The sequence below is a fragment of the Chromobacterium sp. ATCC 53434 genome, from assembly GCF_002848345.1.
GTDB lineage: Bacteria > Pseudomonadota > Gammaproteobacteria > Burkholderiales > Chromobacteriaceae > Chromobacterium.
Genome location: NZ_CP025429.1, coordinates 472,852 through 491,425, shown reverse-complemented (window position 1 = coordinate 491,425; position 18,574 = coordinate 472,852). Strand labels below are relative to the sequence as shown.

Sequence of the window (18,574 nt, the reverse complement as noted above, 5' to 3'; positions counted from 1 at the left end):
AACGAATTTGTACTAGCAACCCGCCGCAGTTTGGCAAATCACGTTTGGAAATACTCAGCATGAATCTGACTACGTTGACCGCCCTCTCCCCGCTGGATGGCCGCTATGCCGCCCAGGTGGAAGGCCTGCGCAACCTGTTCTCCGAATTCGGTCTGATGAAGTGCCGCGTCAAGGTGGAACTGGAATGGCTGAAGATGCTGGCCGCCGAGCCCGGCATCGAGGAGGTCAGGCCGTTCTCCGACGCCACCATCCGCGAGATCGACGACGTGATCGCCAACTTCAGCGTCGAGCACGGCGAGGAGGTCAAGGCGATCGAGGTGCGCACCAACCACGACGTCAAGGCGATCGAGTACTGGTTGAAGGAACGCCTGTCCGGCAATCCGGAAGTGATGGCGGCCAGCGAGTTCATCCACTTCGCCTGCACCTCCGAAGACATCAACAACCTCAGCCACGCGCTGATGCTGAAAACCGCGCGCAACACCGTGCTGCTGCCGATGCTGGACGAGGTGATCCACAAGCTGCAGAAGCTGTCGCACGAGCTGGCCAGCGTGCCGATGATGTGCCGCACCCACGGCCAGCCGGCCACGCCGTCGACGATGGGCAAGGAGTTGGCCAACACCGTCTACCGGCTGAAACGCCAGCGCGAGCAGCTGGTGCACCAGGAAATCCTCGGCAAGATCAACGGCGCCGTCGGCAATTACAACGCCCACCTCGCCGCCTACCCGGACATCGACTGGGAAAGCCTGTGCGGCCGCTTCGTCACCGGCCTCGGCCTGACCTTCAATCCGTACACGATACAGATCGAGCCGCATGATTACATGGCCGAGCTGTACCAGGTGGCGATGCGCGTCAACACGATACTGATCGACCTGAACCGCGACGTCTGGGGCTATATCTCGCTGGGCTACTTCAAGCAGAAGGTGAAGAAGGACGAAGTGGGCAGCTCGACGATGCCGCACAAGGTCAATCCGATCGATTTCGAGAACGCCGAAGGCAACCTCGGCATGGCCAACGCCATCATGGGCCATCTGGCGGAGAAGCTGCCGATCTCCCGCTGGCAGCGCGACCTGACCGATTCCACCGTGCTGCGCAATATGGGCGTCGGCTTCGGCTACACCATCCTGGGCCTGAAATCCTGCCTGAAGGGCCTGAACAAGCTGGAGATCAACCCGCAGCTGATCGCCACCGAACTGGACAATGCCTGGGAGCTGCTGGCCGAGCCGGTGCAGACCGTGATGCGCCGCTACGGCGTGGCCAATCCGTACGAGCAGCTGAAAGAGCTGACCCGCGGCAAGGGTGGCATCACCCGCGAGACGCTGCACGCCTTCATCCGCAGTCTGGAACTGCCGGAGGCGGTCAAGGCCAGCCTGCTGGAGTTGACCCCGTCCAACTATCTGGGCAAGGCCGAGGAGCTGGCGCGCCGCATCTGAGCGCCCCCTCCCCGCCCCAAACGCCGCCTGCCGCCGCAGGCGGCGTTTTTTTTAGCTGCTCGTCCGCCATCTAAGGTTGACACATGACGTCCCGTACAGAATTTAGTGGTCAAAAAGCGGATTGCGCCTGACAATGGAGTGTGAATAACACCAAAAAAACTCGCACTGCGCCCCCCGCGGACCGCCAGGCCCGTTCAGGCGCAACCACCCGCGACAATGGGCAACCCGAAGAGAGAATGGATGATCATGCAATCTATGTACGACCAGTCCTCGAATCCCCCTGCCACCGATGACGAAACCGCCGCCGCCTCCCCGCAGCCGCCCTCTCCCCGTCATCTGCTCCAGCTGAACGAGCGCGGCCAGGCCAGCCTGTACCAATACTTCATCGAGCACGACACCAACCGCATCCTGCAACACCTGGACACGCTGCGCGGCATGGCCTTCGCCGGCGAGGCCGAGGAGGGACAGGGCATAGACATGGAGCGGCCGTTCCCGTCGGTCTGCCTGATCGGCCTGGGACGCTGCGGTTCCAATATCGCGCTGGACGTGGCGACGCTGGTCTACAACGCCCGCAAGTTCTACCTGAACGAATTCAACCAGGACGACAAGAGCGCGCCGGAACAGGAACCGCGGCCGCGACGCTGGTTGCGGCGCAACCTGCTGTCGCAGCACAAGACGGCGAAGCCGGCCTTCCTGATCGAGCCGATGGTGATGCTGGGCGACCTGGACAAAGACATCAAGGGCCGCATCCGCTTCTCCCGCCGCGGCGAGCAGGGCGACTTCATCAACAACTACAACAAGCTGAAGATCATGGATCTGGCTGAGATCCACGCCGGCGGCGCCGGCAACGCGCCGATACTGGGCCAATACCTGGCCAAGATCATCCTCAACAAGGACACGCTGAGCTTCTCCGATCCGGACTGGACGCTGATCCACTCCTATCTGGTCGACTCCTGCGGCATCAAGGCCAACCAGTCGCGGCTGTATTTCTACATTTTCAGCGCCGGCGGCGGCACCGGCTCCGGCATGGCGTCGGAATTCGGTCTGGCGCAGCAGTACGCGTACATGAGCAAGACCTTCGAGACCCGCGGCGAAGGCGGCAAGGCCGACCAGGACGACTACGGCTTCGTGTTCGAGCCTATCTTCACCAGCGGCATCTGCATCCTGCCCAATATCTCCGGCCAGCACGCCGAGGGCTCGGAAGCGCTGCACATCAACGCCGGCCGGCTGCTGTGCAAATACCTGTCCGAGGAGTGGGACTTCTCCTACAACTTCGACAACGAGGAGGCCGGCGCCGAAAGCGTGATGCGCCGCATCCGGCCGTGGAACGCGATGATGCTGATCTCCAACGACATCATGCGCTACGCCGAGGAAAGCGAGGGCGGCGATATCGAGCATCTGGACGTCAACGCGATGGAGCGCCACGCCAACCAGTACATCTCGCAGCAGATCTTCAACATCCTGACCGCCCAGGCCGTCACCAGCGATTACGACGAGAACTACTTCCTGCGCGCCGGCATCGACATGGGCGAGACGATACGGCTGGACGCCAACGATCTGTTCATGAGCCTGGCCGGTCCGGTGGCGGTGGCCTACGCCGAATCGGTGGTGACCGATCCGCTGGGTTCGGACGGCTTCGTCAACAAGCTGGACATCGACGACCTGTTCTTCCGCTCGATAGACCTGCCGCACTTCAACCAGCAGACCCAGTCGATCGAGGGCATCAGCCTGCTGCCGATAGAATCGGCCAGCTACCGCGCGGCGCTGGCGGACTACAAGCAGTCCGGCTACTCGGCCGAAAAGCTGAACCAGCTGTTCTTCTTCCAGAACTGCTCGTCGGTGGTGGCCATCCTGTCGCTACCCAAGGGCTACAAGCTGTCCTATCTGGACCTGAACCGGCTGAAGCGCCACCTGAACGACCTGTTCCCCAGCACCACGCTGAAACGCTACGCGCTGGTGATAGGCGCGTCGGCCAATCTGTCGCTGACGACGCTGGTGGCGAAGAGCCCCTGCCTGAGCGACGACTTCCTGACGCTGATCGTCGCCTACATCAAGCGCTGCTTCGCCCACGGCAACCACCGTTTCGACGACAGCCTGGACAAGGCCATCCTCGACCTGATCACCGCCGAGCATTTCGACGAGACGGTGCTGGAGCGGCTGCTGAACGAGAACGAGAACCCGGCCAAGATCCTCGACACCAACTGGTTCGCGATCAAACCGATGTACGAGAAGAAATACCGCGAGCTGATACGCGACAGCAAGAAATTCGTGTCGATCAACGACATCCGGCTGACCCGCGAGCACGTGCAGAAAGCGGTGTGCTACCTGCGCGAGATCTATCGCCACCGCATCGGCAAGACCCGCGTCGTCTCGCTGAACCACTACGCGCGCAAACTTTCCTGATCCGCTCGCGCCGCCGTCCCCAACCCCGCCCCGCCTCGTGCGCGGCGGGGTTTCTACTGTCGAATATAATAAAGTAGATTATTTTTTCATTACCCCGCCGAAAAGTGTCAACGCCATGGCCGCTTGACCAGTTAATCCCGCTTGAACGCCAGCGGATATGCCAGCGCGCTGCCATGGCGACGCCGCATCACTCATTAACAAAAACTCCGGCCGCGCCAAGCACAATCGGTCCGCAAAACGCCCCGCCGCTGGCATAAGCTGCAACAAGGCGCCGCGCGGACCGCAATAAGCGCGCCACCGGATCGCCGGGGCGACGGACATCCACCGGATATCCCAGACCCGCGCGCCGCAATCGCTAGAGAGGCAAGCCGTACAATATGTGGATTGTCGAAACGGCCCTGAAACGGCCCTATACCTTCATCGTGATGGCCATCATCATCCTGCTGGCCACCCCGCTGGCGATCATGCGCACGCCGGTCGACGTGCTGCCGGAAATCGACATTCCGGTGATCAGCGTGATCTGGGGCTACGGCGGCCTGGCGCCGCAGCAGATGGCCGACCGCATCACGCAGACCCACGAGCGGGTGCTGACCACCACCGTCAACGACATCGAACACATCGAGTCGCAGTCGCTGGCCGGTATTTCCATCATCAAGATCTTCTTCCAGCCCGACGTCAACATCCAGACCGCCATCGCCCAGGTGGTGTCGGTGTCGCAGGCGGTGGTCAAGCAGATGCCGCCCGGGGCCACGCCGCCCCTGGTGATCAAGTACACCGCGTCCAGCGTGCCGGTGATACAGATAGGCATGGCCAGCAAGTCCATGTCGGAGCAGGACGTGTTCGACGTCGCCATCAACACGCTGAGGCCGCAGTTGGTGACGATACCCGGCATCGCCATCCCCTACCCCTACGGCGGCAAGGTCAGGCTGCTGTCGGTGGACCTGGACACCCGCGCGATCGCCGCCAAGGGGCTGACGCCGACCGACGTGATCAACGCGGTCAACAGCCAGAACCTGGCGCTGCCGTCCGGCACCGCCAAGATCGGCGACAGCGAATACAACGTCGAGCTGAACGGCTCGCCGGACTCCATCGCCGGGCTGAACAACATCCCGGTGCGGACCGCCAACGGCGCTACCGTCTTCCTGCGCGAGGTGGCCCACGTGCGCGACGGCTTCTCGCCGCAGACCAATATCGTCAAGCAGAACGGCCAGCGCGGCCTGATGATGTCCATCTACAAGAACGGCGGCGCGTCGACGCTGGACGTGGTGGGCCACCTGAAGGAAAAACTGCCCGGCCTGCTGCCGCAACTGCCGAAGGACCTGCACGTCAGCCTGCTGGCCGACCAGTCCATCTTCGTCAAGACGGCGGTGGAGGGCGTGATCCACGAGGCGCTGGTGGCCGCGGTGCTGACCGCGGTGATGCTGCTGCTCTTCCTCGGCAACTGGCGCACCACCTCCATCATCGCCGTCTCGATTCCGCTGTCCATCTTCTCGTCCATCGTCGCGCTGCACATGGTCGGCGAGACCATCAATGTGATGACGCTGGGCGGCCTGGCGCTGGCAGTGGGCATCCTGGTGGACGACGCGACGGTGACCATCGAGAACATCGAGCGCCACCTGCACATGGGCTCGCCGCTGTACACCGCCATCCTGGACGGCGCCGGCGAAATCGCCGTTCCCGCCTTCGTCTCCACGCTGTGCATCTGCATCGTCTTCGTGCCGATGTTCTTCCTAGAGGGCGTGGCGCGCTATCTGTTCGTACCGATGGCCGAGGCGGTGGTGTTCGCGATGCTGGCCTCCTACGTGCTGTCGCGGACGCTGGTGCCGACGCTGGCGCTGCTGCTGATGGGACACCGCCATCGGGCCGGCCGCATCGAAGCCTGGATATACCGCGTGCACGAAGGCTTCAATACCCGCTTCGAGCGCCTGCGCGAATGGTATGTGCACCTGCTCAGCCACCTGCTGACGCACCGCAGGGGCTTCATCGCCGCCTTCCTCGGCTTCTGCCTGGCCTCCTGCGGCCTGTACCTGCTGCTGGGCCGCGACCTCTTTCCCGAAGTCGACACCGGCCAGATCAAGCTGCACGTGCGCGCCCCCACCGGCATCCGCATCGAGAACACCGCCATCCTGGCCGACCAGGTGGACGCCGAGATCCGCAAGGTGATCCCGCCGCAGGACCTGGACTCCATCATCGACAACATCGGCCTGCCGTACAGCGGCATCAACCTGTCGTACAGCAACTCCGGCACCATAGGCACGCTGGACACCGATGTGCTGATCTCGCTGAAGCCCGGCCACAAGCCGAGCGCCGATTACATCGCCGCGCTGCCGTCCAGACTGGAGCGCCGCTTCCCCGGCGTGGAATTCTTCTTCCAGCCGGCCGACATCATCACCCAGATTCTGAACTTCGGTTCGCCGGCCGCCATCGACGTGCAGATCTTCGGCAAGAACTCCGCCGGCAACGCCGCCTTCGCCGGCCGCCTTCAGGCCCGGATCAAGGCGATTCCCGGCGCCGCCGACGTCCACATCCACCAGCGTCTGGACGCGCCGGCGATCAAGCTGAACATGGACCGCGCCCGCTTGCAGGGCATGGGCATCGCGCCGCTGGACGTCGCGCAGAACCTGCTGTTGCCTCTGTCCGGCAGCCAGCAGACCCAGCCGGCCTTCTGGCTGAACCCCGCCAACAGCATCGTCTACAACCTGCAGGCGCAAACGCCGCAGTACCAGATCGGCTCGCTAGACCAGTTGCTGCAGCTGCCGGTCAACGCGCCTGGCAGCCGCGGCGCCGGCGAGCAGACGCTGGGCAATCTGGTCAGCACCGCGCCCGGCCGCGAAGCCGCCATCGTCACCCGCTACAACATCCTGCCGTCGATAGACGTCTACGCCAGCGCGCGCGGCCGCGATCTGGGCTCGGTGGCCTCCGCCATCCAGAAAGTGATCAACGAGGAAGAGGCCCATCTGCCCAAGGGCAGCCATGTCGCCCTGCGCGGCCAGGTGGAGACGATGCGCTCGTCCTACATCGGCCTCGGCGTCGGCATTCTCGGCGCCATCGTGCTGGTCTATCTGCTGATCGTGGTGAATTTCCAGTCCTGGCTGGACCCGTTCATCATCATCAGCGCGCTGCCGGCGGCGCTGGCCGGCATCGCCTGGATGCTGATCGTCACCGCCACCGACCTGTCGGTGCCAGCGCTGACCGGCGCCATCATGACCATGGGCGTGGCTACCGCCAACAGCATCCTGGTGGTGTCGTTCGCGCGGCACAGGCTGCAGGATGGCCTGCCGCCGCTGTCGGCAGCGCTGGAAGCCGGCGCCACCCGGCTGCGGCCGGTCTTGATGACGGCGCTGGCGATGATCATCGGCATGATCCCGATGGCGATAGGCATAGGCGAGGGCTCGGAGCAGAACGCTCCGCTCGGCCGCGCCGTGATCGGCGGCCTCTTGTTCGCCACCGTCTCCACCCTGCTGTTCGTACCGGTGGTGTTCGCCAGCTTCCACCGCTACCTGGCACAACGCAAACAACACGCGACAGACGCGGCCGATGCGCCCGCGGCTCCCGCACAGGACTCCAGCAATGACTGACCCACGACACGCCCGCCAGGGCCTGCCCGAACTCCATCTGCACCACACCCGCCGCGGCGCGGTGGTGCGCAAGGCGCGCATCGCCGCCATCGTCGCCGTCGCGCTGCTGCTGGCCGGTCTCGGCCGCACGCTGCTGGTGCGCCACGCCGAAGCCGAGGCGCTGAGCCGCGAGGCCGCCCGCAGCGCGGTGCTCGTCGTCAGCGTGGTGACGCCGCGCCAGGGACACGGCGAAGCCTCGCTGACGCTGCCGGCCACGCTGCAGGGCATGGCCGAGGCGCAGATCTACGCCCGCACCAACGGCTACATCAAGCGCTGGTACAAGGATATCGGCCAGCCGGTGAAGAAGGGCGAGCTGCTGGCAGAGCTGGACATCCCCGACATCGACAAGCAAGTGCAGGAGGCCCAGGCCAATTTCGCGCTGGCCAAGACCGCCTACCTGCGCTGGAAGACGCTGCGCGCGCAGGACGCGGTGTCGCAACAGGAGTTCGACGAAAAGCAGGCCGCCTACCTGCAGACCGAGGCCGAGCTGAAGCGGCTGCGCGACCAGCAGGACTTCGCCCGCGTCGTAGCGCCGTTCGACGGCATCGTCACCCGCCGCAACATCGACACCGGCAGCCTGGTCAACGCCGGCAACGGCGGCAGCGCCCAGGCGCTGTTCGCCACCGCCCAGATCGACAAGCTGCACCTGTACGCCTACGTGCCGCAAGCGCGCGCCGCCGACGTCCGCGTCGGCGAGACGGTGCGCATCGCGCGCCAGGAAGCGCCGGACCGTCCGGCCGCCGGCAAGGTGGTGCGCACCGCCGGCGCGCTCGACGCCGCGACCCGCACGCTGCAGGTGGAAGTGGCGGTGGCCAACGCCGACCACGGCCTGATGCCGGGCCAGTACGTCGACGTCTCGTTCAAGCTGTCCGGCGGCCAGCGCCTGACGCTGCCGACCAATACGCTGCAGTTCGGCGCCAAGGGCAGCCGCGTCGCGCTGGCCGGCGCCGACGGCAAGGTCCATCTGCAGCCGGTCTCCGTCGGCACCGACTTCGGCCACGAAGTGGAAATCCGCGCCGGCCTGAAGCCGGACGACCGGGTGATCATCAATCCGCCGGACTCGATCAACGAAGGCCAGCCGGTCAGCGTCGTCGCCCCGGCCAAGGGGGAATGAGGCCATGCGCGCGCTTCCCCTGCTGATCGCCGCCGCGCTGAGCGGCTGCGCCGTCGGCCCCGATTACCAGCGTCCGGCCAGCGAGCTGCCGGCGCAATGGAAGAGCGACGCCGGCTGGCTGCCGGCCGCGCCCGCCGACGCCCAGCCCAAGCGCGAATGGTGGCGGCAATTCGGCGACGCCGACCTGAACCGGCTGGAGGCCGACGCGCTGGCCCGCAGCCCGACGCTGCAACTGGCGCTGGCCAGGCTGGACCAGGCCCAGGCGCAAAGCCGCGTCCACGGCGCCGCCGCGCTGCCGGCGGTCTCCGTCGGCGCCGCCGCCGCGCGCAGCCGCCTGTCGGCCGACCGGCCGCAGTCCGCCTACGGCACCGCCGGCAGCAGCACCGTGCAAAGCGATCTGAAGCCGATGCTCAGCGTCAGCTACGAGATAGACTGGCTGGGCCGGGTGCGGCGCGACATCGAAAGCGCGCGCGCCGGCGCCGAGCAGGCCGCCGCCGACCGCGCCAATGTCGAGCTGCTGCTGACCGCCCAGCTGGCCGGCGCCTATCTGCAGCTGCGCCAACAGGACGAGGAGATCCGACTGCTGGACGACATGCTGGCCGCGCAGCAGCGCGTGCTGGAGCTGACCCGCATCCGCCACCAGGCGGGCCTCGCCTCGGCCGGCGACGAGGCGCAGCAGGCCGCGGCCGTCGCCGCCAGCCGCGCCCAGCGCGAGCTGCTGCTCAATCAGCGCCGCGCCGGCGAAGACCTGCTGGCCACGCTCAGCGGCGCGCCGGCCGCCGCGTTCCGACTGGCGCCGGGCAAGTTGCCCGACGCGCTGCCGGCGGTGCCGGCCGGCGCCCCCAGCGCGCTGCTGCAACGCCGCCCCGACATCGCGTCGGCCGAACGGGCGATGGCCGCCGCCAACGCCCAGATCGGCGTCGCCAAGGCCGCTTATTTCCCGCAACTGACGCTGGCTCCCACCTATCTGGGCAGCGAATCGACCGGCCTGGCCAATCTGTTCTCCACGCCGGCGCTGATCTGGGGCATCGGCCTGCAGGCGACCCAGACGCTGTTCGACAACGGCAAGACCGCCGCCGGCGTCGCCTACGCCGAGGCCGGCTACCGCGCCGCGCTGGCCAGCTACCGCCAGAGCGTGCTTCAGGCCGTGCAGGAAGCCCAGGACGCGCTGGGCGCGCTGCACGGGCTGGAGCAGGCTCGCCGCCTGCAGGACGAGGCGGTGCGCCATCAGGACCGGGCCTACGCGATCAGCCAGCTGCGCTACCGCGAAGGCCTGGACAGCGCGCTGACGCTGGCGGCCGCCCGACAGAGCCAGTTGGCGGCGCAGCGGGCGCTGGTCCAGCTGCGCGGCGGCCAGCAGACGGCCAGCGTCGGCCTGCTCAAAGCGCTGGGCGGCGGCTGGCAGGACGGGCACTGAAGCGACAGACAGGGCCCCGCCGCACTTGAGCGGCCGGGCCCGGCGCGCGATACTTGCCGGCAATCCGCTCATCAATGCTATGGACCCCCGCATGACCCACCGCATCGTATTCGTCGAGGACGACGCCGACCTGGCCGAACTGATCGGCGATTTCCTGTCCCGCCACGAGATGGCCGTCACCGTCGAGCCGCGCGGCGACGCCGCGCTGGACACCATCGCCCGCGAAAAGCCGGACATGGTATTGCTGGACATCATGCTGCCGGGCAAGGACGGCCTGTCGATCTGCCGCGAGCTGCGGCCCAAGTTCGACGGCCCCATCATCATGCTGACCTCGCTGGACAGCGATATGAACCAGATCCTCGGCCTGGAGCTGGGCGCCAACGACTACATCCTGAAGACCACGCCGCCGTCGGTGCTGGTGGCGCGGCTGCGCGCCCAACTGCGCAATCTGCGCCCGGCGCAGCCGGCGACCGAGGCCCAGCCGGCCAAAGGCTCGCGCAAGGCGGTGTTCGGCCAGTTGTCCATCGATCCGGTCAGCCGCGACGTGATCCTGGCCGGCGAGAAGATCCCGCTGTCGACGTCGGACTTCGACCTCTTGTGGCTGTTGGCCAGCCACGCCGGCGAAACGCTGAACCGCGACATCCTGCTGAAGGAGATGCGCGGCGTCAGCTACGACGGCCTGGACCGCAGCATAGACGTGGCCATCTCGCGGCTGCGCAAGAAGCTGGGCGACAACCCCAGCGAGCCGTTCCGCATCAAGACCGTGCGCAACCGCGGTTATCTGTTCTCGCTGTCCGGCTGGGAGTAAGCGCGGATGCGCCGCCTGTTCATCCAGTTCTACCTGCTGCTAATGGCCTGCTTCCTGGTCGCGGTGGTCATGGTCGGCGTCGTGTACAAGCAAGCCGTCGACGACGTCGGCGAACGCTATCTGGCCGACCTGCTGCGCACCACGCTGTCGTTGATCGAGGCCGATCTGCGCGGCGTGCCGGAAGACCGCTGGAGCGAGACGCTGGCCAACGCCGATTACGGCTTCACCTTCCGCGTCAAAGTCGAGAAAATGAGCAACTACATTCTCGACGACGAATCGAGGGAGGCGCTCGACCGCGGCGAGATCGTGATGCTGGAGGACAAATACCTGTTCCTGCAGAAGCTGCAGGACAGCAACTATCTATTGGTGGCCGGCCCGCTGCGCTACCTGTTCTTCCTGCACCGGCTCAAATGGTTCGACTACGCGCTGCTGGGGCTGCTGGGCCTGTCGCTGGCGATTCCGGTCTTCCTGTGGATGCGGCCGCACTGGCGCGACCTGGTGGCGCTGGAGCGCACCGCCGGCCAGCTGGCCAACGGCGACCTGTCGGCCCGCGTCGAACTGCCGCCGCACTCCGGCGTCCACCACCTGGGCGTCGCCTTCAACCACATGGCCGACAATATCGGCGCGCTGATCAACAGCAAGAAGACGCTGACCAATGCCGTCGCCCACGAGCTGCGCACGCCGCTAGCGCGGCTGCGCTACCGGCTGGCCTTGCTGGAAGGCGACGAGGAGTCCAAGGAGCGCCAGGCGATAGAGCGCGATCTGACCGCCATCGACAAGCTGGTTGAGGAGCTGCTGTTCCACGCCCGGCTGGACCGGCCCGAGGCGCCGCTGCAGCTGAGCAGCTTCAACGCGCTGCCGTGGGCGCGCGAACGCATCGCCGGCCAGGCGGCGCTGGCGCAGGAAATCCACTGGATCGAACCGGTAGGCGAGACGCTGGAGATCACCGCCGACGAGCACCTGATCACCCGCGCGCTGGACAATCTGCTGTCCAATGCCCGCCGGCACGCCAACGCTGTCGTCGCCACCCACATCCTGATAGACCAGCAGCACTGCTGCATCATCGTCGACGACGACGGCCCCGGCATCGCCGAGGAGGACCGCGAACGGGTGTTCGACCCCTTCGTCCGGCTGGACGAGAGCCGCGGCCGCAAGACCGGCGGCCACGGCCTGGGTCTCGCCATCGTCGCCGGCATCGCCCGCGCCCACCGCGGCAGCATCAAGGTGGAGAGTTCGCCCATGGGCGGCGCCCGCTTCCTGCTGCGTTGGCCGACAGCCTGATGTACATTTTGTAACATTGAGATACACGCCTCCCCTAGACGCTCCCCCTTGCCACGGATAGCATCTCGCCCTGAATTAGGACTTTTACGGGTCCGTTTCACCCCAATCGAAAGAAACTTAGGAGTTTCGTAAATGAAAAAGCTGGCTCTGCTCGCCCTGACCGCTGCTTTCAGCCTGGTGTCCGCCAACGGCTTCGCCGCTGAAAAAGCTGCTGCTTCCGCTCCGGCCATCCACAAGGCCAAGAAAGCTGAAAAGAAAAAAGTAGCTTCCGCTCAAAAAGCGCAAGCCGCCAAGTCCGACGCCTCCGCTCCGAAAGCCAAAAAGGCTCACAAGCACGCTGGCAAGAAAGAAGCCTCCGCTCAGAAAGCCCAAGCCGCTAAGGCCGACGCTTCCGCTCCGAAGGCCAAGAAGGCTCACAAGCACGTAGCCAAGAAGCACGCCGCCAAGAAGGAAGCTTCCGCTGCTCAAAAAGCTCAAGCCGCCAAGGCCGACGCTTCCGCTCCGAAGGCCAAGAAGGCCAAGAAGCACGTAGCCAAGAAGGAAGCCTCCGCTCAGAAGGCTCAAGCCGCCAAGGCTGACGCGTCCGCTCCGAAGGCCAAGAAGGCCAAGAAGCACGCCGCCAAGAAAGAAGCTTCCGCTCAGAAAGCCCAAGCCGCCAAGGCCGACGCTTCCGCTCCGGTAGCCAAGAAGGCTCACAAGCACCACGCCAAGAAGCACCACGCCGCCAAGAAAGAAGCTTCCGCCGCTCAAAAGGCTCAAGCTGCTAAGGCCGACGCTTCCGCTCCGGTAGCCAAGAAGGCTCACAAGCACCACGCTAAGAAGCACCACGCTGCCAAGAAGGAAGCTTCCGCCGCTCAAAAGGCTCAAGCTGCCAAGGCCGACGCTTCCGCTCCGGTAGCCAAGAAGGCTCACAAGCACCACGCCAAGAAGCACCACGCTGCCAAGAAGGAAGCTTCCGCCGCTCAAAAGGCTCAAGCTGCCAAGAAGGACGCGTCCGCTCCGGCTAAGAAGGCCGCCAAGCACGCTGGCAAGAAAGCCGCTTCCGCTGCCAAGTAATTCCGGCATCGGCGCCGCGGCCTAAAGCTCGCGGCATCGCTTTCACGGGGCGCTCTGCGCCCCGTTGTCATTTCAGGACTCCGCCCGATGAAGCGCCTCGCCCTCTGCCTCGCCCTGCTGTCCCCTCTTCTACACGCCGCTCCGCTCAGCAAGGAGCACAAGATCCTGTTCTTCGGCCGCGACGACCGCGTGCTGGAGAAACCCGACCGCATGCCCTGGCAGACCGTGGGCCAGCTGGAAACCCGCTCCCGCACCATCTGCACCGGCACGCTGGTGGCGCCCGACGTGGTGCTGACCGCCGGCCACTGCTTCGTCGACGAGAAGGGCCGCTTCGACCCCGCAGTCAGCTTCACCGTCGGCCTGTGGGGCGACGAATACACCGCGCGGAGCCGGATCAAGGAAGTGCAGGTGGACAAGGCCTTTCTGAAAGGGCTGATCCGCAAGCGCGACGGCCTGTACATCCCGCCGCGCATCGCGCCGCGCGACTTCGCCTTCGTGCGGCTGGCCACGCCGCTGGGCAACAGCCAGGGCACGGTGCCGGTGTTTTCCGGCGACGCCAAGGCGCTGAAGACGCTGTTGGCCGGCAGCCAATGGACCGTCACCCAGGGCGGCTACCCGGTCGACGACCAGCGCCATCTGCGCGCCCACCACGGTTGCAAGGCCACCGCCTTGCGCGAAGACGGCCGGCTGACCCACCGCTGCGACACGCTGGAAGGCAATAGCGGCTCGCCGATCTTCGCCATCGACGCCAAGGGCCAGGCCACCATCGTCGCGGTGCAGAGCTCTGCGCCGCCGGCCTCGCGCCGCAAGCTGGAAGACAATATGAGCGTGTCGGCGCCGATGTTCGAACAGGCCCTGCGCGTCTTCATCGCCAAATCGGCCAAACCGGCCAAGAAATGAAAAAGCCGCCCGAGGGCGGCTTTCGCATCCGGCGGACCGACCGTCAGCCGGCCAGCGCCTCGCGCTGAAGCACCAGCAACTCGGCGATGCCCTTGCGCGCCAGCGCCAGCATCGCGTTCATCTCCTCCTCGCTGAACGGCTCGCCCTCGGCGGTGCCCTGCACCTCGACGAAGCGGCCGCTGCCGGTCATCACCACATTCATATCGGTCTCGCAGGCCGAATCTTCCGGATAATCGAGATCCAGCACCGGCATGCCCTGGTAGACGCCGACCGACACCGCCGCCACCTGGTCGCGCAGCGGGCTGGCGTTCAACTTGCCGGCGGCCATCAAGCCCTGGATCGCGTCGGCCAGCGCCACATAGGCGCCGGTGATGCTGGCGGTGCGGGTGCCGCCGTCTGCCTGGATCACGTCGCAATCGATGACGATCTGGCGCTCGCCCAGTTTGGCGAGGTCGGTGACGGCGCGCAGCGAGCGGCCGATCAGGCGCTGGATTTCCTGGGTGCGGCCGGACTGCTTGCCGCTGGCGGCCTCGCGCCGCATCCGGCTGCCGGTGGAGCGCGGCAGCATGCCGTATTCCGCCGTCACCCAGCCCTGGCCCTTGCCCTTCAGGAACGACGGCACGGTCTCCTCGACGCTGGCGGTGCAGATCACCTTGGTGTCGCCGAACTCCACCAGCACCGAGCCTTCGGCATGCCGGGTGTAGCCACGGGTCAGACGGACGACGCGCAGCGCGTCGGCATTACGTTGGGAAGGTCGCATCAATGGCCTTGGACGGAAAGTGGGAACGACGGCGATTATACTCCGCCTGCGCCGGGTCGCCGCACTCAGCTGTCCTTGTCCACCTGGCTGGCCAGTATCTCCTGGTGCATGGTCGCGAGATTCGACTCCAGGATCAGCCGTCCGCCCTTCTGCGGCGGCGTCTTCTCGGTGTCCAGCACATCGGCGCGCTCGCCCAGCTCCAGCGCGTCGTCCAGCAGCGTCACCGCCAGCGCCGACAGATTGTCGCCGCCGGCGCCGGCCCGGCGTTCGGCGACATTGATCAAGGCCGGCAGCACCTGATTGACGTTGCGTCCGGCGAAGACCTTCTCCATCTCGGCGTCCTGCACCTGCGACCACAGGCCGTCGGTGCACAGCAGAATCGTGCTGCCGGCGGCGATGCTCTGGCGCTCGCCGATATCGATGTCCGGATCGCTGGACGCGCCCAGACAGTTGTAGATCTTGTTGCGTTCCGGGTGGGTCTTGGCCGCCTCCTCGGTCAGCGTGCCCTGGTCTATCATCCGCTGGACCTGGGAATGATCGCGCGAGCGCAGCCGCAGGCCCCGCTGATCGAGCAGATACAGCCGCGAATCGCCGACATGGCACCAGTACAGCTGCCCATGCTGCAGAATCGCCGCCACCACCGTGGTGCTCGGCACGTCCGGCAGCCGGTGATCGGCGGCGTACTCCAGGATCACCTGGTGCACCGAGCTGATCGCGTTGACCAGAAAACGGTTCGGGTAGCTGAGCGTCGGCGTCGCCTGCTGGTAGAACAACTCGCTGAGCAGGTCGACGGTGATCTGGGCGGCCACCTCGCCGCGCATGTGGCCACCCATGCCGTCGGCCACCACCAGCATCACCGTTTCGGTCGAATGGGCGACAGTCAGCCGGTCCTGATTGTAGCTGCGGCCGCCGATCCGGCTTTCCTGGAAAATAGACAGTTTCATTCCGTCCCCTCTCGATGCCGGCCACCAGCCAGGCCGCGGATCCATCCCACCAGCCGATTGCCTTCCGCCGCCGGCTTCTCCGGCTTGCTGTATTCGGTCTGCTGCAGGCACTTCTGGACTTCCAGCACCGTCGCCGGCCTGTCGTCCGGCGACAGCGCCAGGCAACGGTCGCACAACTCGACCAGCTCTCGCGAGTACAAATGGCCGAAAGCCTTGGCCGCCGGCACCAGCGCGTCGTTCTCCCGGCGCGCCTTGGCGTTTTGCGGCGTCGCGCCGCCCATGCACACGTACAGGCAGGCGCCTATCCCGTAAATGTCGGTCCACGGTCCCAGCGGCTGATCGCGCTCGTACTGCTCCGGGGCCGCGAAACCCGGCGTGTACATCGCGGCGAAATGCTTGTCGCGGCGCGACAAGGTCTGCCGCGCCGCGCCGAAATCCAGCAGCAGCGGCACGCCGCTGCGGCGCAGATAGATATTGGCCGGCTTGATGTCCAGATGCAGCAGCCGCTGGCTGTGCACCTCGCGCAAGCCCGACAGCAACGCGGCGAACCATTTGCGGATCAGCCGCTCCTCCATCCGGCCGCCGGCCAGCTCCAGCTCCCGCCCCAGCGAACGGCCGTCGGCATACTCCATCACCATGTACACCGTCTGGTTGGCGCGGAAGAAATTGCTGACCCGCACCACGGTCGGATGGGCAATCCCGGACAACACCCGCCCCTCCTCGAAAAAACACTTCAGCCCCAGATTGAAGGCGTCGCGGTCCATCTCGTGCGGCACCGTCACCTCGCCCTCGCGATTGCGGTCGGCCAGATTGCGCGGCAGGTACTCCTTGATCGCGAACTTGCGGTCGGCATCGTCCAGCGCCAGATAGACGACGCTGAAGCCGCCAACCGACAACTGGCGCACAATGGTGTACTCCGCCAGGCGATAGCCAGGCGATAGCGCGGTCTGCTTGCTGGATTGAGTCATCGGATGGCAGTTGTTATAGTGTCCACTGGCCCTGAATTGAGCTTAGCAAAGCAATTCGGGCCCGGCATTTTGAAATTGGATTCGCAATAGGAGCCCCGCATGATACTGAGCATGACCGGCTTTGCCGCCGCCACCCGGGAATTCCCTGGTGGCATGTTGAGCCTGGAGGTCCGAGCGGTCAATCACCGCTACCTCGACGTGCAGATGCGCCTGCCGGAAGAGTTGCGCATCATCGAACCGCAGCTGCGCGAGCAGATCGCCGCCCGCGTCACCCGCGGCAAACTGGAATGCCGCGTCGGCCTCAATCAGGTGGACAGCGCCGCCCCGACGCTGGAATTGAACCACGCCCTTCTCGACCGTCTGCTGGAAGTCTCCCGCGACGTGCAGCAGCGCTGCGGCGACGGCAAGGGCCTGTCGGTCGGCGAACTGATGCGCTGGCCCGGCGTGCTGAAAAGCAACGAACTGGCGCCCGAGGTCCTGCACCAGCTGTGCCTGGACGCGCTGCAGACCGCGCTGGCCGACTTCAACGCCTCGCGCGGCCGCGAAGGCGAGAAGCTGAAAGCGGTGCTGATCGAAAAGATAGAGGCGATGGAAGCCATCGTCGCCGCGATCAAGCCCAAGCTGCCGCAAATCCTCGACAACTATATGGCCAAGCTGTCCGGCCGGCTGCAAGAGGCACTGGGCAGCGTCGACGAGGACAGGCTGAAGCAGGAATTCGCGCTGTTCGCGCAGAAGATAGACGTCGACGAGGAACTGTCGCGGCTGACCACCCACCTGTCCGAAGTGCGCCGCATCCTGAAGTCGGGCGGCCAGTCCGGCAAGCGGCTGGACTTCCTGATGCAGGAGCTGAACCGCGAAGCCAACACGCTGGGTTCCAAATCGGTCTCCACCGACACCACCCAGGCCTCGGTGGAACTGAAGGTGCTGATCGAGCAGATGCGCGAGCAGATCCAGAACATCGAGTAAGCTTCCACCGCGTATCAACGCAAGCGCAAAGCCCCGCCAGTCGGGGCTTTATTCATTTCCGGCCCGGCCATTTGCCGGAATCGATCCTCCCTCCCGAGACGCCGACGCAGGCCCCGGCGCCGGAAGCGCGAATCCATTGCCTGAACAGTGTCGGCTTCATCTTCCCCAACGAACGGCGCACGCTGCAGCACGCCCGCAAGACCCGGACCAAGACGCGAGATGCCGCAAGCCGTGCCGGGCAGCGCGATACTGGAGGGAGAAAATGAATAGGCAGCAACAGCTTGGCACCGGAAAACAAGCACCCCGAAAAACGCTACGGCCCTGCCCTCGCGGAGAGGCCGGCCCCGCGTCGGCCGCGCTGCCGGCCGACCTTGGGCAACGGGTCTATCTGATCTGCCGGCTGGAGCGCTGGTCCAGCGCCGACCACGCCGAGTGGCGGGCGATGCTGAGCGCGCAGATCGCGCGCGACGGCGTGCCGGCGGCAGAGCTGGCGGCTGCCCTCGATGCCCATCTCGCCCGCCACCACGGCGGCCTCGACGACCGGGAGGCCATAGAGGAGCGTGCCGCCATCATCGAATACGACGGCGGCCTGCCGCGCGCCGAGGCCGAGCGCCGCGCCGGCCGAGTCAACGATTGCATCGGCTGCCGCCACTGGCGCGGCGAAACCACCGTGCCCGACGCGCGCCAGCGCGCGGCCCAGATGGTCGGGCTGCGCACGCCGCACCGCGGCAATGCCACCGTCGGGCTGTGCGGCGCCCGCTACCGGCCCTGGCGCGTCTCCAATCTGGCCGGCACCGCGGACTACACCCGCTGGCACTTCATCGGGCAATGCGCCGGCCAACAGCGCGCAACGTGAAGAGGAACGCTGCCCCCTCCCCCGGTATTTCGGCCACCTTCCACGGCCAGGAGG

The 18,574-nt window shown here is 66.0% G+C and carries 14 protein-coding genes; 11 read left to right on the top strand and 3 right to left on the bottom strand.

The genetic code is table 11. The features are described from left to right. The first annotated feature begins 59 nt into the window (after window positions 1–59). The 9 genes from purB to CXB49_RS02060 all read left to right on the top strand — a co-directional run bounded on the left by purB (window position 60) and on the right by CXB49_RS02060 (window position 14,026). Complete coding sequence (gene purB, locus CXB49_RS02100) at window positions 60–1,430, top strand: adenylosuccinate lyase (protein WP_101706869.1); 1,371 nt, start codon at window positions 60–62, stop codon at window positions 1,428–1,430. Between the two features lie 240 nt (window positions 1,431–1,670). Next, a complete protein-coding gene (locus tag CXB49_RS02095) occupies window positions 1,671–3,833 on the top strand; it encodes a hypothetical protein (RefSeq protein WP_101706868.1) in 2,163 nt (720 codons plus the stop codon). A gap of 377 nt (window positions 3,834–4,210) precedes the next feature. Then, window positions 4,211–7,411, top strand: coding sequence for an efflux RND transporter permease subunit (locus tag CXB49_RS02090; protein ID WP_101706867.1), 3,201 nt, complete (start codon window positions 4,211–4,213; stop codon window positions 7,409–7,411). Continuing rightward, window positions 7,404–8,564 carry an efflux RND transporter periplasmic adaptor subunit gene (locus tag CXB49_RS02085; RefSeq protein WP_158300588.1) on the top strand — a complete coding sequence of 387 codons (1,161 nt, stop codon included), beginning with the start codon at window positions 7,404–7,406 and terminating at the stop codon, window positions 8,562–8,564. Before CXB49_RS02090 ends, CXB49_RS02085 begins: the two co-directional genes overlap by 8 nt. A gap of 4 nt (window positions 8,565–8,568) precedes the next feature. Beyond that, a complete protein-coding gene (locus CXB49_RS02080) occupies window positions 8,569–9,981 on the top strand; it encodes an efflux transporter outer membrane subunit (protein WP_101706865.1) in 1,413 nt (470 codons plus the stop codon). A gap of 91 nt (window positions 9,982–10,072) precedes the next feature. Next, window positions 10,073–10,789 carry a two-component system response regulator RstA gene (gene rstA / locus CXB49_RS02075; protein ID WP_101706864.1) on the top strand — a complete coding sequence of 239 codons (717 nt, stop codon included), beginning with the start codon at window positions 10,073–10,075 and terminating at the stop codon, window positions 10,787–10,789. A 6-nt stretch (window positions 10,790–10,795) separates the two neighbouring features. After that, a complete protein-coding gene (gene rstB, locus CXB49_RS02070; RefSeq protein ID WP_233492919.1) occupies window positions 10,796–12,070 on the top strand; it encodes a two-component system sensor histidine kinase RstB in 1,275 nt (424 codons plus the stop codon). A gap of 132 nt (window positions 12,071–12,202) precedes the next feature. Then, complete coding sequence (locus CXB49_RS02065; RefSeq protein WP_101706863.1) at window positions 12,203–13,126, top strand: hypothetical protein; 924 nt, start codon at window positions 12,203–12,205, stop codon at window positions 13,124–13,126. A gap of 87 nt (window positions 13,127–13,213) precedes the next feature. Next, entirely contained in the window at window positions 13,214–14,026 is an 813-nt protein-coding gene (locus CXB49_RS02060) for a serine protease (RefSeq protein WP_101706862.1), read from the top strand. A 43-nt stretch (window positions 14,027–14,069) separates the two neighbouring features. Here the strand turns inward: CXB49_RS02060 and rph are convergent, their stop codons facing one another. From rph to CXB49_RS02045, 3 genes are all read right to left on the bottom strand, one after another. Continuing rightward, complete coding sequence (gene rph, locus CXB49_RS02055) at window positions 14,070–14,786, bottom strand: ribonuclease PH (protein WP_101706861.1); 717 nt, start codon at window positions 14,784–14,786, stop codon at window positions 14,070–14,072. Window positions 14,787–14,851: 65 nt separating this feature from the next. Further along, the gene (locus tag CXB49_RS02050; protein ID WP_101706860.1) at window positions 14,852–15,730 is read right to left on the bottom strand and encodes a PP2C family serine/threonine-protein phosphatase; all 879 of its coding nucleotides are present in this window, start codon (window positions 15,728–15,730) and stop codon (window positions 14,852–14,854) included. Next, the gene (locus tag CXB49_RS02045; protein ID WP_101706859.1) at window positions 15,727–16,698 is read right to left on the bottom strand and encodes a serine/threonine-protein kinase; all 972 of its coding nucleotides are present in this window, start codon (window positions 16,696–16,698) and stop codon (window positions 15,727–15,729) included. Before CXB49_RS02045 ends, CXB49_RS02050 begins: the two co-directional genes overlap by 4 nt. A gap of 99 nt (window positions 16,699–16,797) precedes the next feature. Here CXB49_RS02045 and CXB49_RS02040 point away from each other — a divergent pair, with 99 nt between their 5' ends. Together CXB49_RS02040 and CXB49_RS02035 are read left to right on the top strand one after the other, a co-directional pair. Then, entirely contained in the window at window positions 16,798–17,664 is an 867-nt protein-coding gene (locus CXB49_RS02040; RefSeq protein WP_101706858.1) for a YicC/YloC family endoribonuclease, read from the top strand. A 262-nt stretch (window positions 17,665–17,926) separates the two neighbouring features. Further along, window positions 17,927–18,520, top strand: a complete 594-nt coding sequence (locus CXB49_RS02035; protein ID WP_158300587.1) for a hypothetical protein — start codon at window positions 17,927–17,929, stop codon at window positions 18,518–18,520. Window positions 18,521–18,574: the final 54 nt, after the last annotated feature.